The following is a 23,918-nucleotide window of genomic DNA, read 5'->3' as shown; positions in this document are numbered from 1 at the left end:
CCATATGGACTATATGGAAGCGGTGTCGACAACAAGGGATCGACCACCTCGATGGTTTCCAGACATGTCCTGCGCAACGAGGCCCACTAAGGGCAAAGCGCAATCATGGCCTGCATTGACCAGCCTGCAATTGATCAGGATCTGCACCCCGAGCGTCGAACCTTTGCTCCTGTTGTGTTGCCTGCCCTCCTAAGTACCTACCTGTCAGCCATGGCGCCATACGATAAAGCGCGCTTCAACTGACTGCCTTGTTCCAGTCAGGTTCTTCGCCCGGCCCGCTTCGATATTCAAGCCAGCCCGCGTTTACTGGAGCCTTTATTGATGCACGGTATTGTTCCGTGTCGTTTCAGGAAACACTTTCAATCATGACAACTCAAATCCAGACTCAGGATGCCATCCGCACCCTCACCCACGCTTTCGCTCCCATGGACTGCCTGATCATGGCCGCCCGCAAAGGCTCCTTCAGCTTTACCGTCGTCAACGAACACGGTATCGCCCGCCACAGCGAACGCCTCTACCCCGATCAGTACTCCAGCGCCGAGCCGCTGCAGGCCGTGATCGAGCGGACCCGCCAGGCCCTGACTGCCTGAAGCCAAAAGCCGCTGCCACGCAGTATGCAAAGCCCCGCCCTGCAAAGCGGGGCTTTTTGCTTTCTGCGCCAGCAATCTAATCGCGAACAGATCTATAGGGCCGGGTGCAAATCCTAAAACGATGTAAAACATAATTTTACATTCCAAATATGAGACTACACTTCAACTCAAGCGGCCTAGGGCTGCTTCCAGCGGGCCCGATCCGACTCACCGCTGCCACGCATCAGGGTCCGTTGGCCATTACTTGCGAGCTGACTGTCTTATGGGTATTGCAGCCATAGAATTATGCCGTCACGTAATTCGCCCCACCCTGAGTTACCTGGGTCGTCAGAATCCCTGCGCCGAACCCCTGCTGCTGGGCATAGCGGCAAGCCAGTCATCACTGGGCGATGCGCTGGGCAGCCGACGTGGACACGGCCTGTACCGTATCCCCGAACTGCGGCACCGCCAGCTCTGGGACAATTACCTGGCCCATGACCCGGACCTCGCCAGCCGCGTGCGCGGCCTTGCCAGCCAGCATGCCTTCCTGAGCGGGCCGAATCTGGAGCTGGCCGTCAACCTGCGCTACGCCACCGCCATTGCCTGGATGATGATCGAAGCCCAGACCGTCACCCTGCCCACCGCAGACGATCCATTGGCCATGGCCAGGATCTGGCGACAGATCTTCCAGCCCCAGGGCCGGTTACGCGACTTCGTGACGGCCTGGCACTCTTGCGTCGCCCCTCTTTACCTCTCGCAATACGCACAATTGCGGAAAAACAAAGTTCTGGAAAATTCCTGAATTCTGATCGGATTGTCCTACAAAAATAGCTCTAAATCGGGCTATCCAGCCTATAGCGCGTTCTCAAAAATGTTGGTAATTTCCGCCACGTGATCAACAAGGAGTTCTAATAATGAAAATAATGACAAAATCGATCCAAAGGACAACACTGGGCTTAGCCATCGGACTGGCGTCTTCACAACTTCTCGCCTCCGGCTTTGCCGTCAACGAACAAAGCGTCAGCGCCATGGGCACCGGTTTTGCCGGACGCTCCTCCTCCGCCGACGACGCCAGCACGGTGTTCGGCAACCCGGCCGGCATGTCCCGCCTCAAGCGCGAACAGGTCAGCGTCGGCGCCGCGGCCATCATCGCCAAGACCGATATCGACAACGGTCGTAGCACCTTCGGCGGCAGCAACGACGGTGACATGGTTCCCGTCATCGGCGTGCCGATGGGCTATTACGTAAAACCACTGGACGATCAATGGGCCGTAGGTCTGGGCGTCTATGTACCTTTCGGTCTGGTCACCGATTATGAAAGTGGCTTCTCCGGCCGCTACTGGGCCGACAAGAGCCACGTACAGGTCGTCACCTTCCAGCCGACCGTGAGCTACGCCTTCAACGACAAGGTTTCCATCGGTTTCGGTCCGACCATCAACCGCCTCGAGGGCGAACTGACTTCCTCAACCCTCAACGCTGCTACACCGGGCACCAATGACGGCAAGGTCAAGATCAAGGGTGACGACGTCGCTCTGGGCTTCAACGCCGGCATCCTGGTCCAGGCCACCGACACCACCCGCCTGGGCCTGACCTACCACTCGAAGGTCAAGTACAAGCTCGATGGCAAGACCCAGGTCGAAGGTACCGGCTTCGGTCCCTTCAATGGCCAGAAGTACGACGCCTCGCTGGATATCAGCACTCCTGAGTCGGTGGACTTCTCCATCACCCAACAACTGGACGAAAACTGGACCGTCTACGCAGGCAGCACCTGGACACGCTGGAGCCGCCTGAAAGACATCACCGTCAACAACAGCGGTGTTCCAGCTCTCCTGGGCGGTGCCAACGGTCCAATCGGACGCATCTCCGAAGAGCAGGACTGGCATGACACCTGGGCCCATGCCATCGGCGCTTCGTACAAGGTCAACAAAGAATGGACCTTGCGTACCGGCTACACCGTCGACCAATCGCCTACCAACAACGTGAACCGCTCTCCACGCATTCCGACCGGTGATCGTCAGATCGTCAGTTTCGGTGCCGGCTGGACCCCGAACGACGCGATCACCATCGATGTCGCCTATTCGTACCTGTGGGAAGACGAAGCCAAGATTCGCAACGCCAGCACCTCCAAAGGTGCCTACAGCGCAGACTTCAAGAACAGCGCCCACGGCATCGGTACTTCGCTGACCTATCGCTTCTGATAACACCTGACCGGGGCAGGCCGAACAGCCTGTCAGCGGCCACAAAAAAGCCCGCGACCATCACTGGTCGCGGGCTTTTTCGTATGGGTCACGGTTTCGAAGCGATGGCTTTCTCGATGGCCGCGATCAGTTCGGGATCATCCGGCTTGGTCATGCTGGAGAAATTGGCGACCACCTTGCCCTGGCGATCCACCACATATTTATAGAAGTTCCAGCGCGGCGCACTGCTCTGCTCGGCCAGCACCTTGAACAGATGCGTCGCATCGTCGCCTCTGACCGGTTGCGGCTCGGTCATGGTGAAGGTCACACCGTAATTGACGTAACAGACCTTGGCGGTTTCCTCCCCGTCCCCGGACTCCTGTTTGAAGTCATTGGAGGGCACACCGAGCACTTCCAGCCCCTGAGCCTTGTAGCGCTGGTTCAAGGCTTCGAGCCCCTTGAACTGCGGGGCAAAACCGCAAAAGCTGGCAGTATTGACCACCACCAGAGGCTTACCGGCAAAACGCTGGCAGAGATCGATATTTTCCTTGCTGCGCAGTTTAGGCAGTTCGCCCTGCAGCAACGGCGGACAATCGGCAGCCCATGCTGCGCCACTCATGGCGAGCAATAGAACAGGGACAGAAATCCAGCGTGTTTTCATCAAGGCATCCCTACATTATTGTCTGGCCACACACGCTACTCCTTGCAGCGTCTGCACTCAACAGGCACCCAGCCCCAACTGCAAGGCAGCCAGACCGACCTGCTGCCAGGCCCACCAGAGCAGCCCCAGCACCACGGTGCCGGTCAGCACCGCCGCCAGCACAGGCCAGTGCCGGCTCACGCCACGCTGCCCTGAGGTTGCAACCGGGCCACCGGCTTCTCGCGCACGGGCCAGTTCAAGGCCGCCGCCATCAGGCTCAGCAGAATGGAAACCTGCCAGATCAAATCGTAACTCCCGGTATGGTCATACACGAGCCCGCCCAGCCAGCCTCCCAGGAAGGAGCCCAACTGATGGAACAGGAAAACAATACCACCGAGCATCGACAGATTGCGTACACCGAACAGCGTCGCCACCGTACCGTTGGTCAGCGGCACCGTCGACAGCCATAACAACCCCATTGCCACGCCAAACAGATAGGCCGTCGTCTCACTCAGCGGAACCCACAGGAACAGTGCGATGACCAGCCCGCGCAGCAGATAGAGCGTGCTCAGCAAACGAGGTTTGGACAGACGCCCACCCAACCAGCCTGCCGTGTAAGTACCGAAGATATTGAACAGGCCGATCAGGGCAAGCACCGTGGTCCCGACCTTGGCGGGCAAGTGCTGATCCACCAGATACGCAGGCAGATGAATGCCGATAAAGACCACCTGGAAGCCACAGACGAAAAAGCCCAGAGCCAGCAGCCAGAACCCTGAATGGGAACAGGCCTCGCGCAATGCTTCACCCAAAGTCTGCTCACTGCCCTGCGAAGCCGCCGGGCTGTCCTTGAGCATGCTGACCAGCGGCAGAATCAAGGCAACCAGCAAACCCAGCACCAGCAAGGTACTGGACCACCCCAGCCAGCCCAGCAGCCCGAGGGTTCCGGGCAGCATGGCGAACTGGCCGAACGAACCGGCGGCACTGGCGATTCCCATGCCCATGCTGCGTTTTTCGGGTGGCAAGGCGCGGCCCACGACGCCCAGGATGACCGAGAAAGAGGTTCCGGACAGACCGATGCCGATCAGGATCCCGGCACTCAAAGAAAGGCTTGCAGGAGAATCGGCCATGCTCATGCAGATGAGGCCAGCGGCATAAAGTACACCACCGATAAACACCACTTTCGCCGCACCGAAGCGATCTGCCAGGGCACCGGCAAACGGCTGCGCCAGCCCCCACATGAGATTCTGCAGGGCGATGGCAAAGGCAAACACCTCGCGGCCCCAGCCAAAGTCGGCACTCATGGGCGCCAGAAACAGCCCGAAGCCATGCCGGGTCCCCAGGGAAAGCGCAAGAATCAATGCACTGCCCAATAGAATCCAGCCGCTGGTACGCCAGACCGATGTCATTGTTTTTATTCTCCCTGAGGCTTCACGGGGTTATTTACGTGGATATACCCGCAAATATTTACAACGCGAAGTTACGCCTCGCAGGATGACAATGTCAATGGATTACAGCTGTCATCTTTCGTGAACCACCAACACCACCGCCAACAGAACCAGCACCTCCAGCAATTCCAGCAAGGCACCCGCAGTATCGCCGGTGGTCCCGCCCAATCGGCGCAGCATCAACTGGCGCAACCAGAAGAAACCCGCGGTGGCTGCCACCAGCGCAATCAACCCGGCCCAGCCGCCCAGCAGCACAAAGGTGCCCGCACTGATCAGCAAGACCCACTGCCCGGTACGCCGTGGCAGGTGATCGGCCAGCGCCTGCCCCAGACCACCCGCCCGGACATAAGGCGTGCAGAGAAACAGACCCAGCAGGGCGCTGCGCCCGATCAGCGGAGCCAGCAACAAGGCGATGCTGTGGTGGCTTTCGATCAAGGCCAGAATGGCAGTGAACTTGAGCAACAGGACCAGCACCAGCGTCACTACGGCAATCGGGCCGCTGCGTGGGTCTTTCATGATGCTCAGGGTTCGTTCACGGTCGCCAAAGCCGCCCAGCCAGGCGTCGGCGCTGTCCGCCAGACCGTCCAGATGCAGACCGCCGCTCAGCAGTACCCAGGCGGTCAGCAGCAGCGCGGCATGCAGCATCGCAGGTGCCCCCTCGAGCACCTGATCAAGCGCCATCAACAGCACACCGAACAGCACGCCGACCAATGGATAGAACAGCAGCGAGCGCCCCGACTCCTCAGGTTGCGGCATCCCCGGCAACCGAATCGGCAGGCTACTGAGAAATTGCAGGGCAATCCAGAACGGCAACATCTCAGTTCTCCGTCAGCACGCCGCCAGCAGCGACCTTGATGGACAGCAGCGCGCCGTGCCCGACCACCACCTGCAACAATTGCTCGCGAGGCAGACCACGAGCCTGAGCCAGCAACAGGCGCATCACTCCACCGTGACTGACCAGCAACACCCGCTCACCGGCATGGCGCTGCTGCAAGCCTTGCACTGCGCCCAATACTCGCTCGGAAAAGTCCGCCACCCGCTCGCCATTGGGCGGCGTGAAAGCGTAAGGATCGTCCCAGAACCGCCCCAGCCCTTCGGCGTCGGTTTCCATCAACCGGGCTGCGCTATGTCCTTCCCAGTCACCGAAGTGCAGCTCCTGCAAACCCGGCTCGACATGCAGCGGCAGCGCCAGTCTTGCGGCCAGCTCTTCGGAGAAACGCGCACAACGCTGCAAGGGCGAGGTGTAAATCCGGCTCCACGGCCCTGCTTGCGTAACGGCCTCGCGCATCTGCTCCCAGCCTGTTGCGGTGAGGGCATCGTCCAGGCTGCCACGCAGACCGCCGCCCAGTTCGGTTTCACCGTGCCGCAACAGATCCAGATGCAAGGTCATGCCGGACGATCCGCCACAGCCGCTTCGGCAAAGGTCGCCATGCCGTTATGCAGCTCACAGGCCAGACGCACCAGCGGCACTGCCAGGGCTGCGCCACTGCCTTCGCCCAGGCGCAGGCCCAGGTCCAGCAGCGGCTCGGCCTGCAAGGCTTCCAGCAAATGGCGATGCCCAGGCTCCGCACCACGATGGCCAAACAACAGCCAGTCGCGGCAGGACGGATTCAGACGCACCGCCACCAATGCCGCCACGCTGCAGATGAAACCATCCACCAGTGCCGCGATACCTTCCTGGACACAGGCCAGATAAGCGCCCACCAATGCAGCAATCTCGAAGCCGCCCAGGCAGAACAGGCTTTGCAACGGGTCGCCCACCTGCTCGGCATGCAAGGCCAGGGCACGCTCGATGACCTCGCTCTTGTGTCGCACACCTTCGGCGTTCAGACCGGTGCCGGGGCCGACCAGCAATTGCGCCGCGCATTCCAGCAACGAACAGGCGACCGCACTGGCCGCCGTGGTGTTGCCGATCCCCATCTCGCCACCGATAAACAGCTCAGAACCCGCCGCCTTGGCGCGCAGCACGCTGTCACGTCCGGCCTGCATGGCCGCCAGCCCTTGCTCGCTCGTCATGGCCGGGCCCCGGGTGAAGTCGGCGGTTCCTGCGCCGATGCGCAGATGCCGCACACCGGGGAAATCCACTGGTGACACTGTGCCCAGATCCACCACATCCAGTTGCGCCGACAACTGCCGCGCCAGCACGCTGATTGCGGCCCCGCCGTTGACGAAGTTATGCAGCATCTGCCCGGTCACTTCCTGCGGATAGGCCGAAACGCCTTGGGCAACGACGCCATGATCGCCAGCAAAAATCGCGATCCACAGCTGATCGGCACTGGGTTTGACGCGCCCCTGCAAGCCCGCGAGCTGGACCGCCAGTCGCTCCAGTTGCGCCAGCGAACCGGCCGGTTTGGTCAGTTGCTGCTGACGGGCCAGCGCGGCTTCGCGCATCGGCACATCGATAGCCCGAGCAGGCTTGAGCCACCAGGAAGTACTCATAATGCAGGTCCTTTCAAAGTCAGAGGCAGGCCGGCAACGGTCAACACCACACGCTGGCAACGCTCGGCCAGGGCCTGATGCAACAGCCCCGCTTCATCGACATAGCGGCGGGTCAGCTCACCCAGCGGCACGACGCCCAGCCCGGTTTCGTTACTGACAAAAATGATTTCGCCCGGCAGTTCGCCCAGGCATTCCAGCAGCGCCTCGCGCTCCCGGAGCAGACGCTCGGGATCATCAAGCATCAGCAGATTGGTCAGCCACAGCGTCAGGCAGTCCACCAGCAGGCAGTGTCCACTTGCAGCGTTTTCGCGCAGGACACGTGCCAGCTCGACCGGCTCCTCGACCAGCCCCCAACTGTAGGGACGACGTTGACGGTGAGTCGCCACGCGCTGATTCATCTCGCCGTCCAGCGGCTGACTGGTGGCGATATAAATGACGTGCAACCCCGACTCTGCCGCCAGCCTTTCAGCCAGACGGCTCTTGCCGGAACGAGCACCACCCAGGATCAATTGCAGCATTTCAATTCACCTCCAGGCCGCACAGCTCGCGTAACAGCGGGCCATCGAGGTGTTTTTCCACCAGATCGGCCAGACGCTCGATATCCCGCTCCCGCAGCCCGTGATAATCCACCTGCTGCACATCCTGCAGGCCCGCCCAGCGCAGCAGCGCGCTAGAGGCAGCAGGCGACTCGAACAGGCCGTGCAGGTAAGTACCGAGAATCTGCCCGTCGACACTTTGCGCACCGTCACGACGACCATCGTCCAGATGCACGGCAGCGTTTTCCAAGGCCGCGCCGCTGGTCACACCTGCATGGATTTCATAGCCGCAGACTTCGGCCTCTTCCAGCGCCAGACGCCCGCGTACATTGCGCAACTGTTTCTCGGCTTCCAGCACCGTGCTCATTTCCAGCAAGCCCAGACCGGGGCTCGAACCTGCCGCACCCTCCAGACCAAGGGGATCATGCACCTGCTGGCCCAGCATCTGCAGGCCGCCGCAAATACCCAACAGCTTGCCGCCATAGCGCAGATGCCGGGCAATGGCCGTCTCCCAGCCGTTGGCACGCAGGTAAGCCAGGTCGCTGCGCACGCTTTTCGAACCGGGCAGGATGATCAGATCGGCAGGAGGCACAGCCTGACCGGGGCCGATAAATTGCAGATTGACCTGCGGGTGCAGACGCAACGGATCGAAATCGGTGTGGTTGCTGATGCGCGGCAACACCGGCACCACGACATTGAGCACCTGTTCCACCTTGTCGGTCTGGCGTCGATCCAGGCCGTCTTCGGCTTCCAGATGCAAATCCATCACATAAGGCAGCACGCCCACCACCGGCTTGCCGGTGCGGGCTTCGAGCCAGTCCAGCCCGGGCTGCAACAGCGCGATATCGCCACGAAAGCGATTGATGACAAACCCCTTGACCCGCGCCTGCTCGCTGGGCGACAGCAACTCCAGCGTGCCCACCAGATGCGCGAACACGCCACCGCGGTTGATATCGGCCACCAGCAGCACAGGGCAATCCACCGCTTCGGCAAACCCCATGTTGGCGATGTCATTGGCGCGCAGATTGATCTCCGCAGGCGAACCGGCACCTTCGACCATGATCACCGGATACGTCTCGCCCAGACGCCGATGGGACTCCAGCACCGCCTGCATCGCGATCTCTTTATAGCCGTGATACGCCACAGCATTCATGGTGGTGACAGCGCGGCCATGGATGATGACCTGAGCGCCGGTATCGCTATTGGGCTTGAGCAGCACCGGGTTCATGTCGGTATGGGGTTCCAGGCCACAGGCCTGGGCCTGCACGGCCTGAGCACGACCGATCTCCCCGCCGTCCGCCGTCACGGCACTGTTGAGCGCCATGTTCTGCGGCTTGAACGGCACCACCCTGACTCCCTGGCGGATCAGCCAGCGGCACAGCGCAGTGACAAGCGTGCTTTTGCCGGCATCGGAAGTCGTGCCTTGCACCATCAACGTGGTCATGGGGTTTCCTTGCGATATTCAAGCAGTACATGTTCCAGGCGCGACCAGTCGGCCTCTTCGCAAGGCAAACCAAAGCGCAGACTGCCGACGCTGCCCTCGCCCTCGAACAGACGCAGCAGGACTCCGCGTCGGGCAAAGAAGTCGTGCAAGGCCCGGGCTTGCTCGGTGACCACCCACTGAAACAGCGCGCAGCCTCCTTGCGGGGTCAGGCCGTGATTGCTCAGCAAGGCCATCAGACGCTGACTGGCCCGATCACAACGCAGCCGCTGGCGGGCATGACCTTCAAGATCTGCGAGACAAGCCTGTCCCAGAATCCGAGTCGGCCCGCTGACCGCCCAGGGGCCGATTTCTGCCGACAGGGCCTTGAGCAGACTCGACTCCGCCAGCACGAAGCCCAACCGCACACCGGCCAGACCAAAGAACTTGCCGAACGAACGCAGCACGATCAGGCCGACCCGCCAGCTTTCGGCCGCCAGACTGGTGTCCGGCGTGTTATCCATGAATGCTTCATCAACCACCAGCCAGCCGCCCCGCTCGACCAGACGCGCGTGCCATTCCAGCAAACGCTCCGGGGTCAGGTGCAGGCCCGTGGGATTGTTGGGATTGACCACCACCAGCACGTCGAGGCTGTCCAGAAAGTAATCCACTTCCTGTTCCTGCACTTCACGCACCAGAAATCCGCTTTTGCGCCAGGCATGGGCGTGCTCGGCATAGCACGGCGACAGAACACCGACCCGACAGGCGCTGCGCACACGAGGCAAGGCCTGGATCGCGGCTTGCGAACCCGGCACCGGCAAGAGTTGAGGTACGCCGTAATAGGCGCAGGCGGCGGCTTCCAGGCCATCCTCGGTTTCCGGCAGACGCGCCCAGGCCTGTGCAGGAATCTCCGGAATCGGCCATGCCCAGGGCGCAATGCCGGTAGACAGGTCCAGCCAGTCGGCGCGGTCGATACCATAACGCTGCGCTGCCGCCCTCAGGCGACCACCGTGCTCAAGCATAGAACTCGGCCCCCACGCACAGGACCAGCAACCACAGCCAGACGCCTCTTTGCACCAGTTGCCAGCCACGATCGATGGCATCCGCATCGGCGGGCACGCCTTCGCCCAGTTGCGGACGCTGATGCAGTTCGCCGTGATAGATCGCTGCGCCACCCAGCTCGACCCCCAGGGCACCGGCACCGGCGGCCATGACCGGACCGGCGTTGGGGCTGTCCCAGGTCGGCCCTTGGGTGCGCCAGCAACGCAGAGCCAGACGAGTCTTGCCCAGCAGCGCGTAGGTCAGGGCCACAAGACGCGCAGGAATGTAGTTGAGCAGGTCGTCGATTTTCGCTGCCGCCCAGCCGAAGCGCTCGAAGCGTTCGTTGCGATAACCCCACATGGCATCCAGCGTATTGCTCAGTCGATACAGAACCACGCCGGGAGCACCGGCCACCGCAAACCAGAACAGCGCGGCAAACACCGCATCGCTGCCGTTTTCCAGTACCGATTCGGTGGCTGCACGGGCGACTTCCGTTTCGTCCAGTTCGGTGGTCTGGCGGCTGACCAGATAACCGACCCGCCGCCGCGCCTCATCCAGATTGCCCGAGCGCAGGGCCTGGGCAACCGGCTCCACATGCTCGCCCAGGCTGCGCAGTCCCAAAGCGCAATACAGCGCCAGAATCTCCACCAGCCAGCCGATATAAGGCAGCCAGCTGAGGATGGTTGCCAGCAGCGTCAAGGGCACCACGGCCAGAAACCAGGCCGTGACTCCATGACTGCGCCAGCCACGGCCACCGGAATTGAAACGCTGCTCGATACGGTCGGCCAGACGACCGAACGCCACCAGCGGATGTGAGCGTTTCGGCTCGCCGAGCAACGCATCCAGCGCCACGCCGGCAACGCTCAACAGCGCCACACTCATGGACTCACTCCCCATTGATTCTCATACAGCAGTTCATTGAGTGGCCGCGCCTGCGCCCAGCCTTCCAGCACCAGCATCGGTGCCGGGTAAAATTCTTCCACCGGCCCCAGGCACAGAATCGCCAGAGGTTTTGCGCCTTCGGGCATGCCCAGCAGGCTGGCCAGCTCCTCGGGATCGAACAGCGACACCCAGCCCATGCCCAGTCCTTCGGCACGGGAGGCCAGCCACAGGTTCTGGATCGCACAGGACAGAGATGCCATGTCCATTTCCGGCAAGGTCCGGCGGCCGAAGACATGCTTCTCCCGGTCTTCCATGAGCGCGGCCACCAATACTTCGGCGCAGTCGCTGATGCCCTCGACCTTGAGCTTCATGAATTCGTCGGCCCGCTCGCCCAGGGCTTCGGCGGTACGCACCCGCTCCTCTTCCACCTGGGCCTGCATTTGCGCACGCAATGTCCGGTCGCTGATACGGATAAAACGCCAGGGCTGCATCAGGCCGACACTGGGAGCCTGATGCGCCGCCTCAAGCAAGCGCGCGAGCAGTTCGGGTGCCACGCTGCCGCCACTGAAGTGGCGCATGTCGCGGCGCTCGGCAATGGCCCGATAGACCGCGGCCCGCTCCTGGGGACTGAAAGCCTGATCGCTCATGGTGTGAACAGCGCCGCAACCGCTTGAGGATTGGAAGGGAAATAGAAGTGCACGTAGGAAGCCGTCAGACGGCCATCGCGGTACACCGCTTCCGCGCCTCGTCCGCCATTGGGGCTGACACCACGGGCAATGGGCTGCAACTCGGTGCTGGTCAGAGAATGGTGATAGGTATGTCCGCGCAGCGAACCTTCGGGCAGCTCGACCGCTTGCAGGGCCAGGGCCGCCAGGCGCTTTTGCATGACCGCCTCGCCATCGAGCAGGCCCACCAACTCGGCACGCTGCCCTTCGACATCGGTCAAGGCGTCGAGCAGGTACAACATGCCACCGCATTCGGCCAGGATCGGCTTGCCTGCCTGATGATGGGCACGAATCGCCTCCAGCATCGGAGCGTTTTCAGCCAGCGCAGCATGATGAAGCTCGGGATAACCGCCCGGCAGATACAGGCTTTCGGCTTCGGGCAGGTGGCGATCGCGAATCGGCGAGAAGAACGACAGTTCCGCCCCCATGGCTCGCAGCAAATCCAGACTCGCGCCATAAGCAAAGGCAAAGGCCTCGTCGCGGGCGATGGCGATACGCACACCGGCCAGCAAAGGTTCGACGGGCACAGGGTCCGGCGCATTGAAGGTCACGGCAGGCGGCAGGAGCACGTCGCAGGTGCTGGCCAGCGCATCGGCGGCAGCGTCCAGACGCAGATCCAGATCGTTGAGTTCGCTGGCCTGCACCAGCCCCAGATGACGGCTCGGCAATTCGATACCGGTCTCCCGGGACAGTGCGCCATACCAGCGCAGGCCTTCGGTCAGGCTGCCTTCGAGCAATTGCGCATGACGCACGGTGCCGACCCGGTTGGCCAGCACTCCGGCAAACGGCAGGTCCGGCTGATAACGCGCCAACCCCAGAGCCAGCGCTCCGAAGGTCTGGGCCATGGCCGTGCCATCGATCACGCCCAGTACCGGCACGCCAAAATGACGAGCCAGATCGGCACTCGATGGCGTACCGTCGAACAGCCCCATGACGCCTTCGATCAGGATCAGGTCCGCCTCGGCGGCAGCCTCCCACAGCAGACGCCGGCTTTCGTCGGCCCCCACCATCCACAGATCCAGCTGGTAGACCGGCGCGCCGCTGGCCCGCTCCAGAATCATCGGGTCCAGAAAATCAGGCCCGCACTTGAAGACCCGGACCTTGCGGCCCTGGTTACGGTGCAGGCGTGCCAGCGCCGCGGTGACCGTGGTCTTGCCCTGCCCGGAAGCAGGCGCGGCAATCAATACGGCCGGGCAATGACGCGGCGCTCTCATACAGGATTACTCACAACTCGATGCCTTTTTGCGCACGGATTCCGGCCTGGAACGCGTGCTTGACTACGCCGATCTCGGAAACGGTATCGGACAGGTCGATCAATTCGGGTTTGGCGCCACGACCGGTCACCACCACATGCTGCATCGGTGGCCGGGCCTGCAGGTCGCTCAGGACTTGCTCCAGATCCAGATAGCCGTGCTTGAGGGCGATATTCAGCTCATCGAGGATCACCAGGCCGATGCCCGGGTCGCGGAGCATTTCACGGGACACTTCCCAGGCGGCTTCGGCGGCGGCGATATCACGCTGGCGGTCCTGGGTCTCCCAAGTGAAGCCCTCGCCCATCACGTGGTAACGCACCTGCTCGGGAAAGCGCCGGAAGAACAACTCTTCACCGGTGCTGTTGCGACCCTTGATGAACTGCACCACGCCACACTGCATGTCGTGGCCCATGGCCCGGGCGAGCATGCCGAATGCCGAGCTGCTCTTGCCCTTGCCATTGCCGGTCAGGACCAGCAGCAGGCCACATTCGTTGGGAGCACTGGCAATGCGCTCGTCCATCACCGCCTTCTTGCGCTGCATGCGCGCCAGATGACGTTCGTCACGTTCGGGGGATTCGTTCATCTCAGCTCTCCGCTTGAGGGCACGCGAAAGCAGACGGAAGGACAGCATCAGACAGCACGGCAAAGCCCTGCGCAGAGCATCGCCCGCCGTGATGCTGTTGAGTGGATCAGGCCGGTCTCCGGGCTCATGAGCAGGCATCGGCCTGATCTGCGCGCCTTCCCGTGTCCTGGGACACAGTGGCATCGAGCGCAGTCTTGACTCATTTACCGTTGCGGGGGCAGCGCCGGGATCGGAGTTGCAGTGCATCCTCACCGGCTTCCCTGTTTCACTCTGCCAATCGGGGATTGCAAAGCACCTGAAACAAGCCGCGAAGGGTAGAGGGTTGGGCTGGGAGCGTCAATCGACACAACAGGATTGAACCTCGACAGTTCAGGTCTCTCCTATCTTTACCTGACCACTGACCGTTATGGAGATCGGCATGTTCACACTCAGACCCCGGCTTGCCTTGCTGCTTCTGGTTGCAGGAGGCCTCACGGCCTGCGGCGAGTCCTCGACACTGCAAGTCTCGGATGGCACCGGCCCTTCGCCCAGGCTGCCCGAGCCGAACAAGACCCTGATCCCTACCGTCAACATCGCCCCTGCCGTGGGTTGGGAAAAGAATGCCAAACCGGTTGCCGCACCCGGCACCCAGGTCGCAGCCTTTGCCGAAGGGCTGGATCACCCGCGCTGGCTGTACGTGCTGCCCAATGGCGACGTGCTGGTCGCGGAAACCAATTCGCCGCCCAAGCCTGACGATTCCAGAGGCATACGTGGCTGGGTCATGGAAAAAGTCATGGGCCGCGCCGGAGCCGGTGTGCCCAGCGCCAACCGCATTACCCTGCTGCGCGACAAGGACCACGACGGCGTGGCCGAGACTCGCACGGTCTTCCTGCAAAACCTCAACTCGCCGTTCGGCATGACCCTGGTCGGCAACAAGCTGTGCGTGGCCGATACCGACCGTCTGATCAGTTTTCCTTATGAAACCGGCCAGACCTCCATCAGCGCCCAGGCCACCAAGGTCGTCGACCTTCCCGGCGGCACGCTCAACCACCACTGGACCAAGAACGTGATTGCCAGCAAGGACGGCAGCAAGTTGTACGTGACGGTGGGCTCCAACAGCAACGTCGGCGAAAACGGCATGGATCAGGAAGAAGGCCGCGCCGCGATCTGGGAAGTGGATGCTGCCACCGGCCAGCACCGGATTTTCGCCTCGGGCCTGCGTAACCCCAATGGCATGGACTGGGAGCCGCACACCGGCAAGTTGTGGACTGCCGTCAACGAGCGCGACGAGATCGGCAGCGACCTGGTGCCTGACTACGTGACCTCGGTACAGGATGGCGGTTTCTATGGCTGGCCTTACAGCTACTACGGCCAGCATGTGGATGAGCGGGTCAAACCGCAGAAACCGGAACTGGTCGCCAAGGCCATCTCGCCCGATTACGCCGTCGGCCCGCACACCGCATCCCTGGGGCTGGTGTTCGCCGACGGCAAGACACTTGCGGCCCCTTTCAACGAAGGCCTGTTCATCGGCCAGCACGGCTCATGGAACCGCAAGCCCCACAGCGGCTATAAAGTGGTGTTCATTCCGTTCAGCGGCGGCAAACCCAATGGTGCACCCGTCGACGTACTGACCGGTTTCCTGAGCGCAGACGAAAAAGCCCAGGGCCGCCCGGTGGGAGTGGTCAATGACCAGCATGGCGGGTTGTTGGTAGCGGACGATGTGGGCAACAAGATCTGGCGGGTGACGTCAGTGAAATAACCCACCACCCCAGTGCTGGACCGCACCCCGTGGGAGGGGCCTTGGCCGCGACAGCTTCAGTGAAGGCACTGACAATGTGTTTGCCTGCAAGCAAGTCGTCGCGGCCAATGCCCCTCCCACAAGTGACAGGTGTCAGTTATGCAACTGTGCGTTCTGCGCCAGGTTCGAGGGCTGGATGACGCGCTTGGCGTTGAGGTAGGCCTTTTGCCAATAGGGCTTGTCCAGGCTGTCCAGCTTCACGGTGCCACCGGTTGCCGGTGCATGCACGAAACGGCCTTCTCCGACGTAAATACCCGCATGGGAAACCTGCGAGCCACCGGAAGTGGCGAAAAACACCAGATCACCGGATTGCAACTGCTCACGCCCGACATTCGGCACGCCCATCACAATCATGTCGCGGGTCGAACGCGGCAACGAAATACCCGCCGCATCGCGATAGACATAACCGATCAGACCACTGCAATCGAAACCCGAATCAGGCGTGTTGCCGCCCCAGCGATAAGGCGTGCCGACCAGCCCGAGCGCACGAAACAGCACGTCTTCGGCAGCCTGAGAGAGAACCTGAGGGGGAGCGTAAACCACCGGACGCTGAACGACGCGGGGCTGGGGAGGTGGTGAGCTGGCACAAGCACCCAGCAACACGGCAAGAGAAATGACCGCCAGACGTAACGTAATCGACATAACCACAACAACCTGTGCGGATGCGGCCTTACCCTGCCGAGAACCGAAAAATGCAGACAGGCTCATGCCTGTCTGCGTATTCATCATTTATGGCGCTTGGTAGTCGAGGTCATCGCAGTGGTCTGGACAGGCTCAGCAGAAGGAGCCATTGCCAGCGCACGCTTGGCCTCGATGAACGTCTTGCTCCAGTAGGCGTCATCGAGGCTGTCGATGCGCACACCACCACTACGGCGGCTGCTGGAATGGATGAACTGATCGTCACCCAGGTAAATGGCTGCATGACTCACACGACCGCGACCACGGGTGCTGAAGAACAGCAGATCACCGGGCTTGAGGTCATTGCGCGACACCAGAGGTGCATTCACGTTGATCATTTCGCGAGTGGAGCGCGGCAGGCTCATGCCAGCCTCTTCACGAAACAGATAACCGATAAAGCCGCTGCAGTCGAAACCCGAAGTGGTCGAAGTGCCGCCGAAACGGTAGCGAGTACCGATCAGGGATTTGCCACGTTCCAGGATGCTGTCGGCCAGAACCGGCAACTGGTAAGGCTTGTTGTCAGCAAAACCGGCCAGCTCTTCTTCAGTGGCGAGTTCTTCCTGCAACATGGCTGCATCTGCACGGCGAGCCGGAGATTGCGAGCTGATCGAATTCTGGTACTGCGGTTGTTGCTCTTGAGAAACCGGTAAATTGGCAGAGCAACCAAACAAAAAAGTAACGAGTGCGAGGGGCACGAGGGGTGCGAAGCGTACTACTTGCATGGGCACGACCGTGGCTGAACTGTTAAGAAGGCGAGACTATGCCCTCTATCCAGACGATTTGCAAATTCAATCGAATCAAATGTGACTTATGAGTTTCTCCATGACATGTGCTGCCCGGCACTGCAGAAAAACGTCCATCGCGGCGCTGTGATCGGTGGGTGCCGGATTGATTTCCGCGGTGAATCCCCCGCAAATACGGGTCCGCAGCACAGGTTCATGGATATAGGGGAAGCTGGCGGTGGTCCCGATACTCAAGACCGCATCAAAGCCTTTGGCCATCTCCTCATAGAGTGTTTCTAAAGCTTTCTCCGGCAACATCTCCTGAAACAGAACGACAGACGGTCGCAAAACGCCATTACATTTTTGGCACAAGGGCGGCAACGGTCGCTGCAGATGCTCACTCAAATGAGGATCCTTTTCGCCACAGGACTGGCAAAACAGTGGAGCCATTTGCCCATGAATCTCGATCAGGCGTTCAGGCGGGCTACCGGCGGCACGATGATAACCATCGACGTTCTGGGTCAGCACCCAGCACTCGGGCTTGATCCGTTGCAATTGGGAAATGGCGTAATGCGCGGCATTGGGCTGCCCGCCCAGGCAGGCCTTGCCCAGTTCGGCGATGTATTTCCAGCACAGTTCCGGATCACGACGCAGCATCGGCCCGGACAAGGCCACCTCAATGGGCAGGCCATCATCGGTCTTGCCGTTATAAAGACCGCCTACACCGCGGTAGGTAGGCAGACCCGAGTCCGCCGAAAGCCCGGCACCGGTAATCACCAGAATTCGCTGAGCATGGCGCAGTGCTGCCGCCGTCTGCATCAGCAAGGCCTGATCTACCAACCCAGGGTTTCCTTGAGAAAGGGAATGGTCAGCTTGCGCTTTTCCTGAAGGGAGGCCTGATCCAGACGCTCAAGCAATTCGAACAGGGCGTTCATGCTGCGGGTGCCGCGGGTAAGGATGAAATGCCCGACTTCATCGGTCAGGTGCAGACCGCGACGCGAAGCGCGCAGTTGCAGGGCGCGCAGCTTGTCTTCATCGGACAGCGGGCGCATCTGGAACACCAGCGCCATGGTCAGGCGGGACTTGAGGTCCGGCAGCTTGACCGGCAACTCGCGGGGCGACTGGGAGGCAGCAATCAACAGACGACGCCCGCTGTCACGCAGACGATTGAACAGATGAAACAGCGCCTCTTCCCACTCTGGCTTGCCCACGACCGCCTGCAGGTCATCCAGACAGACCAGTTCGTACTGCTCAAGGTGATCGAACAGTTCGACGCCTTCGTCGATGACTTCGGCCAGCGGCAGATAGACAGAAGGCTCACCCATCTGCTCGAAACGCAGGCAGGCTGCCTGCAGCAAGTGTGTGCGCCCTACCCCATCCTTGCCCCACAGATAAATCAGGCTTTCCGTCCACCCTGCATCGGCCTCGCACAGGCGCTCGACATAGCCGAGTGCCGCAGCATTGGCACCGGGATAGTAGTTGATGAAAGTGGCGTCATCACGCAGACGGACACTCAGGGGCAGCTGAATCGGTTTCATGCTGACGGGCACGGTTCAGGCGAACCGTTAGGGACCTCTGGGAAAGTGCGCAAAGTTTATACCCGTGGCGTCGACGGCACAATGCGCCATACCCCAAGCAAAATCAAAGACTTGCGCTTTGACAACGCAAAGCTTCGCCTGAAGGGCCCGCGACGAAAACGTCCGGGCACAGGATTCAGACGAGCTGCAAAGCCCTATAGATCGGGGTCTTCCATGCCGCTGTAGACTTCAGAGCCTTTATAAAGGTCATGAAGATGGCGCACCAGCACCATAATCACTGCCGCCACCGGCAGCGCCAGCAGAATGCCGGTAAAACCGAACAGTTCGCCACCGGCCAGGATCGCAAAGATCACTGCCACCGGATGCAGGCCGATCCGGTCACCCACTAGCAAAGGCGTCAGCACCATGCCTTCGAGCATCTGGCCGATCATGAACACGGCGACGATGCCCAGCAGTGGATACAACTCGCCACCAAACTGGAACAGTCCGGCCACCAGCGCCGCACCGATACCGATCACGAACCCCATATAAGGCACGATGGCTGCCAGCCCGGCGATCACACCGATCAGCAGGCCAAGCTCCAGCCCCACCAGCATCAGACCGGCAGCGTAGATCACGCCCAGGCCGACCATCACCAGCAACTGGCCACGAATGAATGCGCCAAGCACTTCATGACATTCACCAGCCAGTTTCACCACCTGATCCTCACGATGGCGCGGCAACAAGCCACGCACCTTGCCCATCATCAAGTCCCAGTCGCGCAGCAGGTAGAAACACACCACCGGGATCAGCACCAGATTGGTCAGCCAGCCGATCAGTGCAAGGCTCGATGCCGTGGCCTGGGACAACACTACGCTGACGATATCCCCCGCCTGCCCCATATGCTCGGAAAGCGCGGTCTTGAGCTTGTCGAATTTCCAGAAACCGTCAGACAGACCGAACTTGGCCTGCACCCACGGCAAGGCCGTGTGCTGCAGCCAGTCGAGAATCTGCGGTGCCAGCTCATAAAGGCGGAACAACTGCTTGGCCAGCATTGGCACCAGAACCAGCAGCAAAGCCATCAGTACCAGTGTAAACAGGCCGAACACCGCCACCACGCCCAGGGTTCTCGACATGCCGAGCTTTTCCAGGCGATCTACCAGCGGATCGCCCATGTAAGCCAGCAGCAGCGCTACCAGAAAAGGCATCAGGATCGGATGCAGCATGAAAATGAACGCCGCCAGCAGGGCAATCCCGCCAAGCACATACCAACGCTTTGTATCAGTCATCAATGACCCCAACCCCAAGAGAAAACGTACTCCGGCACTCTTTGCCGGACTACCAGCGGAAATACAGTTGCGGTGCAGACACCGGGACAATCATGGGCGCGTCAGCAGCAGGAGCAGCCGGTGGCGTGGCAGCATCGACTGGCGCGGCTGGCGGTGGCGTAGCGGCTGCCGCTTCGCTGGCCGGCACTTCCTGCAATTTTGCCAGGGACAATTGCGAGCGTAGCTGCTCCGGGCTGCTCGTGACTTCAAATGTCACGCGATCGGCCTCGACCGACTTGAGGCGAGCGCCGAAAGGTTCGAGCAGATTGAGCAACTGCGCATAACGCTCCAGGTTCATGCCCTGCACCTGGAAGACCAGCCCGGTGGATGCACCGGGCTTGGCCACGAAGCGTGGCGCCAGACGCTGGCTCACCGCCAGGAGAATGGAATCGGCCAGCGCTTCGGGATTGGCCCCCGTGGCAGCGCCCTGCTCGCGCTGATCGCCCAGCCACAAACGCCACTTGCCCTGCCACTGCCCGGCTTCTTCCTTGGCATGCACGGCAAGAATCGCGTCGGCACCATAACGCTCGGACGCTTCTTTCAAAGGCGCGACATCGTTGCTTTCCAGATGCTGCGCGGTACCGACACCCTGCTCGCTCAAGTCGGCCAGAGGCAGGCGCAACGGCAGGCCACGGTGCTGCGCGGCACGACGCAGCGGCTCGGCGGCGGCCTGGCCATCACCGACCAGATTGGAGCCCTCCGTGGAGTCCAGCAGCCACCAGCCCAGGATCGATGGGCGGTTGCTTCCCCAGATCGCAAGCCCTGCCTGACGCAGGGAACGATCGGTGGTGGCCGGATCGAAATCCACCAGCAGGGTTTCAGGCGGTCCGGCCTCATAACCGTACTGGCTGATGATCTGTTGCGGATCCTTGCGCAGCCCGGCCAGGGCCGAGCCCTGAGCAGCCTTCGCATCACCGGTCAGGCGCACCACCAGGGTATCCAGCGCTGCCTGAGTGGCGCGGGTACGCTCCTCGGGCGACTGGCCGCTGACGGTTTCACGGACCTGGTACAAATTGCTCACCGTCTCGGCAAGAGCGGGCAGGCTGAACAGGGACAGACAGCCGACGAAAAGGAATCTAGAAAAACGCATGGACAGTTCCCGAACGGAAAAAACGGCAATTAACAGACTCTATGAAAACGTAACGAGCGAAGGTCAGGCAAGGCGAAAGCAGGCAAGGAACGGTCGGAGTCGCGCTCGACTTTACTGGGCGTACATGAGCATTCCGAGCCTGTTTTCAACGCAGCATGATCGAGCGCAGCAGTTTTCATGCAGGCTGCTGAAGACCGTATAAAGGTGCTCAACATGCCTCAGACAGCAGCTCGTTGCCAATCATTCACATTAAATTACAGCTTATTAAGGAAGCTTCGACCCGCTCACGGAGATTTTATTTTTGCCTGATACCCCCTGCCCGTCGGCCCAAGGATGGCTCACCGGCAGCAAGCCTGATAAAATCGCGCGCCTTCGCAGACTGGCGATGGTGGCGGCCCGAACGGCATTGCGCAAAGCGCAACCCTGAACCGGCCCCGCCGCAGCGGTCGATACCCCCGAATCCCCCCTAAAGGCCTGGATTTTTATGAGCAAGCAACCCTCCCTGAGCTACAAAGACGCCGGTGTAGACATCGACGCCGGTGAAGCATTGGTCGAACGCATCAAGAGCGTCGCCAAGCGCACCAAGCGTCCGGAAGTCATGGGCGGCCTGGGAGGTTTCGGCGCCCTCTGCGAAATCCCGGCCGGCTACAAGCAACCGGTTCTGGTTTCCGGCACCGACGGCGTCGGCACCAAGCTGCGTCTGGCCCTGAACCTGAACAAGCACGACAGCATCGGCATCGATCTGGTCGCCATGTGCGTCAACGATCTGGTGGTCTGTGGCGCAGAGCCGCTGTTCTTCCTCGACTACTACGCCACCGGCAAACTCAACGTCGACACCGCCGCCCAGGTCGTGACCGGCATTGGCGCTGGCTGTGAACTGGCCGGCTGCTCGCTGGTCGGCGGCGAAACCGCCGAAATGCCCGGCATGTACGAAGGCGAAGACTACGACCTGGCCGGCTTCTGCGTCGGCGTCGTGGAAAAGGCCGACATCATCGACGGCTCGAAAGTGGTTGCCGGTGACGCCCTGCTCGCCCTGCCATCGTCCGGCCCGCACTCCAACGGTTACTCCCTGATCCGCAAGATCATCGAAGTCGCCGGTGCCGATATCGAAAACATCCAGCTGGACGGCAAGCCTCTGACCGACCTGCTGATGGCTCCGACCCGCATCTACGTCAAGCCACTGCTCAAGCTGATCAAGGAAACCGGCGCGGTCAAGGCCATGGCCCACATCACCGGTGGCGGCCTGCTGGATAACATTCCGCGTGTACTGCCAGAAGGCGCACAAGCCGTGGTCGACGTCGCCAGCTGGCAGCGTCCGGCAGTATTCGACTGGCTGCAGCAGCAAGGCAACGTTGAAGAAAACGAAATGCACCGCGTCCTGAACTGCGGCGTCGGCATGGTCATCTGCGTTGCCCAGGAGCACGTTGAAACCGCCCTGAACGTACTGCGCGAAGCAGGCGAGCAACCCTGGGTCATCGGCCAGATCGCCACCGCCGCCGAAGGTGCAGCACAAGTCGAGCTGAAAAACCTCAAGGCGCATTGATGTCTGCCACCTGCGATGTCGTGGTGCTGCTGTCCGGCACCGGTGGCAACCTGCAAGCCATGATCGACAGCTTCAAGGACGGGGCCAGCCCCGTCCGTATCCGCGCCGTCATTTCCAACCGGGAAGACGCATTCGGACTGCAACGTGCCAGAGACGCAGGTATCGAAGCCTGCGTTCTGGATCACAAGGCCTACGAAGGCCGCGAAGCCTTCGATAGCGCCCTGATGCAACTGATCGACACCTTCGAGCCACAACTCGTGGTACTGGCCGGATTCATGCGCATCCTGACGGCGGACTTCGTTCGTCACTATCAGGGGCGTCTGCTCAATATCCACCCTTCCCTGCTGCCTCGCTACAAAGGCCTGCATACTCACCAGCGTGCGCTGGAAGCCGGAGATACCGAGCACGGCTGCAGCGTGCATTTCGTCACCGAGGAACTCGATGGCGGGCCACTGGTCGTACAGGCTGTGATTTCAGTAGAGTTGCAGGACTCGCCAGCCACACTTGCGCAACGGGTCCACGCACAGGAACACCGGATCTACCCGCTGGCCATACGCTGGTTCGCCGAAGGCAGATTGCGTCTTGGCGATGAGGGTTCATTACTGGATGGCAAGTTACTTCCGCCCACCGGACACTTGATTCAAGACTAGGAGATATCATGCGTCGTGCCTTGCTCTTCGCTTTCGCTCTGTTCGCACTACCTGCGGCACATGCAGCAGATCTTCAACCCTTCTCCGCCAGCTATACCGCCGACTGGAAGCAGCTTCCAATGAGCGGTACCGCCGAACGCAGCCTGGAAGCCGGCCCCAACGGCACCTGGACCCTCAGCTTCAAGGCCTCGATGATGATTGCCAGCCTGACGGAAGTCAGCACGCTGAAAATCGACAAAGAGGTGATGCTGCCGCAGACCTACAACTTCGAGCGCAGCGGTCTGGGCAAGTCCAAGAAGGTTGATCTGGCCTTCGACTGGGATGCCAAGTTCGTGACCGGCAGCGACCGTGGCGACGCCATCAAGCTTGCACTCAACCGTGGCGTTCTCGACAAATCCACTTACCAGTTGGCCCTGCAGCATGACGTGGCAGCCGGCAAGAAGAGTATGAGCTATCAGGTCGTCGATGGTGACGAGATCGATACCTATGACTTCCGCGTGCTGGGTTCGGAAAAGGTCGCCACCAAGGCCGGCCAGGTCGATGCCATCAAGGTCGAGCGCGTACGTGACCCGACACAAAGCAAGCGAACCACCGTACTGTGGTTCGCCAAGGACTGGGATTACCTGCTGGTTCGCCTGCAACAGGTCGAAACCGATGGCAAGGAATACAACATCATGCTGTTGGACGGCACCGTCAACGGCAAGGCTGTGAAAGGCAGCTAAGCCTTTTGTGGGAGGCAGCTTGCTGGCGACCTCACTGCTCTGCCTCTCATCAGACAAGACGCAAGACCATGAATTAAAACGTATTTTTCGTGGGGTAAACGTTTTCCGGCGTACATATCCATTATCGGTATGGGCTGGTTCTACCGGTTCCGCCTTTACGGCGGCCCCCTTTGTTTCGGCA

The 23,918-nt window shown here is 61.1% G+C and carries 26 protein-coding genes and 1 riboswitch; of the genes, 7 read left to right on the top strand and 19 right to left on the bottom strand.

Going from position 1 to position 23,918, the window contains the following annotated elements:
- Positions 1-365 precede the first annotated feature (365 nt).
- The 3 genes from JSY17_RS19510 to JSY17_RS19500 all read left to right on the top strand — a co-directional run bounded on the left by JSY17_RS19510 (position 366) and on the right by JSY17_RS19500 (position 2,767).
- Positions 366-590, top strand: coding sequence for a hypothetical protein (locus tag JSY17_RS19510; RefSeq protein ID WP_117181106.1), 225 nt, complete (start codon positions 366-368; stop codon positions 588-590).
- A gap of 262 nt (positions 591-852) precedes the next feature.
- Entirely contained in the window at positions 853-1,371 is a 519-nt protein-coding gene (locus JSY17_RS19505) for a hypothetical protein (protein ID WP_117185144.1), read from the top strand.
- Between the two features lie 112 nt (positions 1,372-1,483).
- Positions 1,484-2,767: an OmpP1/FadL family transporter gene (locus JSY17_RS19500; RefSeq protein WP_404823368.1), complete on the top strand. Its 1,284-nt coding sequence runs from the start codon at positions 1,484-1,486 to the stop codon at positions 2,765-2,767.
- 88 nt (positions 2,768-2,855) lie between these two features.
- Here the strand turns inward: JSY17_RS19500 and JSY17_RS19495 are convergent, their stop codons facing one another.
- The 13 genes from JSY17_RS19495 to cobO form a co-directional block, all read right to left on the bottom strand.
- Positions 2,856-3,407, bottom strand: coding sequence for a glutathione peroxidase (locus tag JSY17_RS19495; protein ID WP_117181104.1), 552 nt, complete (start codon positions 3,405-3,407; stop codon positions 2,856-2,858).
- 57 nt (positions 3,408-3,464) lie between these two features.
- The gene (locus JSY17_RS25875; protein ID WP_259639021.1) at positions 3,465-3,587 is read right to left on the bottom strand and encodes a hypothetical protein; all 123 of its coding nucleotides are present in this window, start codon (positions 3,585-3,587) and stop codon (positions 3,465-3,467) included.
- Complete coding sequence (locus JSY17_RS19490; protein WP_206403020.1) at positions 3,584-4,792, bottom strand: MFS transporter; 1,209 nt, start codon at positions 4,790-4,792, stop codon at positions 3,584-3,586. Before JSY17_RS19490 ends, JSY17_RS25875 begins: the two co-directional genes overlap by 4 nt.
- Positions 4,793-4,903: 111 nt before the next feature.
- Positions 4,904-5,647: an adenosylcobinamide-GDP ribazoletransferase gene (locus tag JSY17_RS19485; RefSeq protein ID WP_206403021.1), complete on the bottom strand. Its 744-nt coding sequence runs from the start codon at positions 5,645-5,647 to the stop codon at positions 4,904-4,906.
- A gap of 1 nt (position 5,648) precedes the next feature.
- Positions 5,649-6,221 carry an alpha-ribazole phosphatase family protein gene (cobC, locus tag JSY17_RS19480; RefSeq protein WP_206403022.1) on the bottom strand — a complete coding sequence of 191 codons (573 nt, stop codon included), beginning with the start codon at positions 6,219-6,221 and terminating at the stop codon, positions 5,649-5,651.
- Entirely contained in the window at positions 6,218-7,270 is a 1,053-nt protein-coding gene (gene cobT / locus JSY17_RS19475; protein ID WP_206403023.1) for a nicotinate-nucleotide--dimethylbenzimidazole phosphoribosyltransferase, read from the bottom strand. The genes cobC and cobT overlap by 4 nt, the downstream gene beginning before the upstream one ends.
- A complete protein-coding gene (gene cobU, locus JSY17_RS19470; RefSeq protein ID WP_206403024.1) occupies positions 7,267-7,788 on the bottom strand; it encodes a bifunctional adenosylcobinamide kinase/adenosylcobinamide-phosphate guanylyltransferase in 522 nt (173 codons plus the stop codon). The genes cobT and cobU overlap by 4 nt, the downstream gene beginning before the upstream one ends.
- 1 nt (position 7,789) lies before the next feature.
- Entirely contained in the window at positions 7,790-9,250 is a 1,461-nt protein-coding gene (locus JSY17_RS19465) for a cobyric acid synthase (RefSeq protein ID WP_206403025.1), read from the bottom strand.
- Positions 9,247-10,248: a threonine-phosphate decarboxylase CobD gene (cobD, locus tag JSY17_RS19460; RefSeq protein WP_206403027.1), complete on the bottom strand. Its 1,002-nt coding sequence runs from the start codon at positions 10,246-10,248 to the stop codon at positions 9,247-9,249. Before cobD ends, JSY17_RS19465 begins: the two co-directional genes overlap by 4 nt.
- Positions 10,241-11,149: an adenosylcobinamide-phosphate synthase CbiB gene (cbiB, locus tag JSY17_RS19455; RefSeq protein WP_117181096.1), complete on the bottom strand. Its 909-nt coding sequence runs from the start codon at positions 11,147-11,149 to the stop codon at positions 10,241-10,243. The genes cobD and cbiB overlap by 8 nt, the downstream gene beginning before the upstream one ends.
- Entirely contained in the window at positions 11,146-11,796 is a 651-nt protein-coding gene (gene bluB, locus JSY17_RS19450; RefSeq protein WP_206403028.1) for a 5,6-dimethylbenzimidazole synthase, read from the bottom strand. Before bluB ends, cbiB begins: the two co-directional genes overlap by 4 nt.
- Positions 11,793-13,088 (bottom strand): cobyrinate a,c-diamide synthase, encoded by a 1,296-nt coding sequence (locus tag JSY17_RS19445; RefSeq protein WP_206403029.1) that lies wholly within the window; start codon positions 13,086-13,088, stop codon positions 11,793-11,795. Before JSY17_RS19445 ends, bluB begins: the two co-directional genes overlap by 4 nt.
- Positions 13,089-13,098: 10 nt before the next feature.
- The gene (gene cobO, locus JSY17_RS19440; RefSeq protein WP_117163990.1) at positions 13,099-13,710 is read right to left on the bottom strand and encodes a cob(I)yrinic acid a,c-diamide adenosyltransferase; all 612 of its coding nucleotides are present in this window, start codon (positions 13,708-13,710) and stop codon (positions 13,099-13,101) included.
- A 92-nt stretch (positions 13,711-13,802) separates the two neighbouring features.
- Positions 13,803-14,024: riboswitch (cobalamin riboswitch) on the bottom strand.
- 104 nt (positions 14,025-14,128) lie between these two features.
- On the opposite strand from cobO, the gene JSY17_RS19435 reads away from it, so the two are divergent.
- Complete coding sequence (locus JSY17_RS19435; RefSeq protein WP_206403030.1) at positions 14,129-15,448, top strand: PQQ-dependent sugar dehydrogenase; 1,320 nt, start codon at positions 14,129-14,131, stop codon at positions 15,446-15,448.
- Between the two features lie 132 nt (positions 15,449-15,580).
- Here the strand turns inward: JSY17_RS19435 and JSY17_RS19430 are convergent, their stop codons facing one another.
- The 6 genes from JSY17_RS19430 to JSY17_RS19405 all read right to left on the bottom strand — a co-directional run bounded on the left by JSY17_RS19430 (position 15,581) and on the right by JSY17_RS19405 (position 20,822).
- Positions 15,581-16,129 carry a C40 family peptidase gene (locus tag JSY17_RS19430; protein ID WP_117163988.1) on the bottom strand — a complete coding sequence of 183 codons (549 nt, stop codon included), beginning with the start codon at positions 16,127-16,129 and terminating at the stop codon, positions 15,581-15,583.
- An 83-nt stretch (positions 16,130-16,212) separates the two neighbouring features.
- A complete protein-coding gene (locus JSY17_RS19425) occupies positions 16,213-16,887 on the bottom strand; it encodes a C40 family peptidase (RefSeq protein ID WP_206403031.1) in 675 nt (224 codons plus the stop codon).
- A 75-nt stretch (positions 16,888-16,962) separates the two neighbouring features.
- Positions 16,963-17,727 carry an NAD-dependent deacylase gene (locus JSY17_RS19420; RefSeq protein ID WP_162883162.1) on the bottom strand — a complete coding sequence of 255 codons (765 nt, stop codon included), beginning with the start codon at positions 17,725-17,727 and terminating at the stop codon, positions 16,963-16,965.
- Entirely contained in the window at positions 17,721-18,425 is a 705-nt protein-coding gene (hda, locus tag JSY17_RS19415) for a DnaA regulatory inactivator Hda (protein WP_025261330.1), read from the bottom strand. Before hda ends, JSY17_RS19420 begins: the two co-directional genes overlap by 7 nt.
- A 194-nt stretch (positions 18,426-18,619) precedes the next feature.
- A complete protein-coding gene (locus JSY17_RS19410; RefSeq protein WP_117163986.1) occupies positions 18,620-19,693 on the bottom strand; it encodes an AI-2E family transporter in 1,074 nt (357 codons plus the stop codon).
- A 49-nt stretch (positions 19,694-19,742) separates the two neighbouring features.
- Positions 19,743-20,822 carry a DUF2066 domain-containing protein gene (locus tag JSY17_RS19405; RefSeq protein WP_117181092.1) on the bottom strand — a complete coding sequence of 360 codons (1,080 nt, stop codon included), beginning with the start codon at positions 20,820-20,822 and terminating at the stop codon, positions 19,743-19,745.
- Positions 20,823-21,306: 484 nt separating this feature from the next.
- Between JSY17_RS19405 and purM the strand changes: the two genes are divergently transcribed.
- From purM to JSY17_RS19390, 3 genes are read left to right on the top strand one after another with little or no spacing between them, the layout of a single operon-like run.
- Positions 21,307-22,365 carry a phosphoribosylformylglycinamidine cyclo-ligase gene (gene purM, locus JSY17_RS19400; RefSeq protein ID WP_117185134.1) on the top strand — a complete coding sequence of 353 codons (1,059 nt, stop codon included), beginning with the start codon at positions 21,307-21,309 and terminating at the stop codon, positions 22,363-22,365.
- On the top strand, positions 22,365-23,015 hold the full coding sequence (gene purN, locus JSY17_RS19395; protein ID WP_206403032.1) for a phosphoribosylglycinamide formyltransferase: 651 nt from the start codon (positions 22,365-22,367) through the stop codon (positions 23,013-23,015). The genes purM and purN overlap by 1 nt, the downstream gene beginning before the upstream one ends.
- Before the next feature lie 8 nt (positions 23,016-23,023).
- Complete coding sequence (locus JSY17_RS19390; protein ID WP_117163982.1) at positions 23,024-23,737, top strand: DUF3108 domain-containing protein; 714 nt, start codon at positions 23,024-23,026, stop codon at positions 23,735-23,737.
- The last annotated feature ends 181 nt before the right edge of the window (positions 23,738-23,918 follow it).

This window comes from Pseudomonas capsici, from assembly GCF_017165765.1.
GTDB classification, from domain to species: domain Bacteria; phylum Pseudomonadota; class Gammaproteobacteria; order Pseudomonadales; family Pseudomonadaceae; genus Aquipseudomonas; species Aquipseudomonas capsici.
This window is presented reverse-complemented; position numbering and strand designations above follow the sequence as displayed.

Bases quoted from the DNA above. Each gene is read 5' to 3' on its own strand.
- JSY17_RS19500 (WP_404823368.1), top strand. From the start codon at position 1,484: ATGAAAATAATGACAAAATCGATCCAAAGGACAACACTGGGCTTAGCC.
- JSY17_RS19495 (WP_117181104.1), bottom strand. From the start codon at position 3,407: ATGAAAACACGCTGGATTTCTGTCCCTGTTCTATTGCTCGCCATGAGT.
- hda (WP_025261330.1), bottom strand. From the start codon at position 18,425: ATGAAACCGATTCAGCTGCCCCTGAGTGTCCGTCTGCGTGATGACGCC.
- JSY17_RS19390 (WP_117163982.1), top strand. From the start codon at position 23,024: ATGCGTCGTGCCTTGCTCTTCGCTTTCGCTCTGTTCGCACTACCTGCG.
- JSY17_RS19490 (WP_206403020.1), bottom strand. From the start codon at position 4,792: ATGACATCGGTCTGGCGTACCAGCGGCTGGATTCTATTGGGCAGTGCA.
- cobD (WP_206403027.1), bottom strand. From the start codon at position 10,248: ATGCTTGAGCACGGTGGTCGCCTGAGGGCGGCAGCGCAGCGTTATGGT.
- cbiB (WP_117181096.1), bottom strand. From the start codon at position 11,149: ATGAGTGTGGCGCTGTTGAGCGTTGCCGGCGTGGCGCTGGATGCGTTG.
- JSY17_RS19435 (WP_206403030.1), top strand. From the start codon at position 14,129: ATGTTCACACTCAGACCCCGGCTTGCCTTGCTGCTTCTGGTTGCAGGA.
- cobU (WP_206403024.1), bottom strand. From the start codon at position 7,788: ATGCTGCAATTGATCCTGGGTGGTGCTCGTTCCGGCAAGAGCCGTCTG.
- JSY17_RS19425 (WP_206403031.1), bottom strand. From the start codon at position 16,887: ATGCAAGTAGTACGCTTCGCACCCCTCGTGCCCCTCGCACTCGTTACT.
- JSY17_RS19505 (WP_117185144.1), top strand. From the start codon at position 853: ATGGGTATTGCAGCCATAGAATTATGCCGTCACGTAATTCGCCCCACC.
- purN (WP_206403032.1), top strand. From the start codon at position 22,365: ATGTCTGCCACCTGCGATGTCGTGGTGCTGCTGTCCGGCACCGGTGGC.
- JSY17_RS19445 (WP_206403029.1), bottom strand. From the start codon at position 13,088: ATGAGAGCGCCGCGTCATTGCCCGGCCGTATTGATTGCCGCGCCTGCT.
- purM (WP_117185134.1), top strand. From the start codon at position 21,307: ATGAGCAAGCAACCCTCCCTGAGCTACAAAGACGCCGGTGTAGACATC.
- JSY17_RS19510 (WP_117181106.1), top strand. From the start codon at position 366: ATGACAACTCAAATCCAGACTCAGGATGCCATCCGCACCCTCACCCAC.
- JSY17_RS19465 (WP_206403025.1), bottom strand. From the start codon at position 9,250: ATGACCACGTTGATGGTGCAAGGCACGACTTCCGATGCCGGCAAAAGC.
- cobT (WP_206403023.1), bottom strand. From the start codon at position 7,270: ATGAGTACTTCCTGGTGGCTCAAGCCTGCTCGGGCTATCGATGTGCCG.
- JSY17_RS19405 (WP_117181092.1), bottom strand. From the start codon at position 20,822: ATGCGTTTTTCTAGATTCCTTTTCGTCGGCTGTCTGTCCCTGTTCAGC.
- cobO (WP_117163990.1), bottom strand. From the start codon at position 13,710: ATGAACGAATCCCCCGAACGTGACGAACGTCATCTGGCGCGCATGCAG.
- JSY17_RS19410 (WP_117163986.1), bottom strand. From the start codon at position 19,693: ATGACTGATACAAAGCGTTGGTATGTGCTTGGCGGGATTGCCCTGCTG.
- JSY17_RS19430 (WP_117163988.1), bottom strand. From the start codon at position 16,129: ATGTCGATTACGTTACGTCTGGCGGTCATTTCTCTTGCCGTGTTGCTG.
- JSY17_RS19485 (WP_206403021.1), bottom strand. From the start codon at position 5,647: ATGTTGCCGTTCTGGATTGCCCTGCAATTTCTCAGTAGCCTGCCGATT.
- bluB (WP_206403028.1), bottom strand. From the start codon at position 11,796: ATGAGCGATCAGGCTTTCAGTCCCCAGGAGCGGGCCGCGGTCTATCGG.
- cobC (WP_206403022.1), bottom strand. From the start codon at position 6,221: ATGACCTTGCATCTGGATCTGTTGCGGCACGGTGAAACCGAACTGGGC.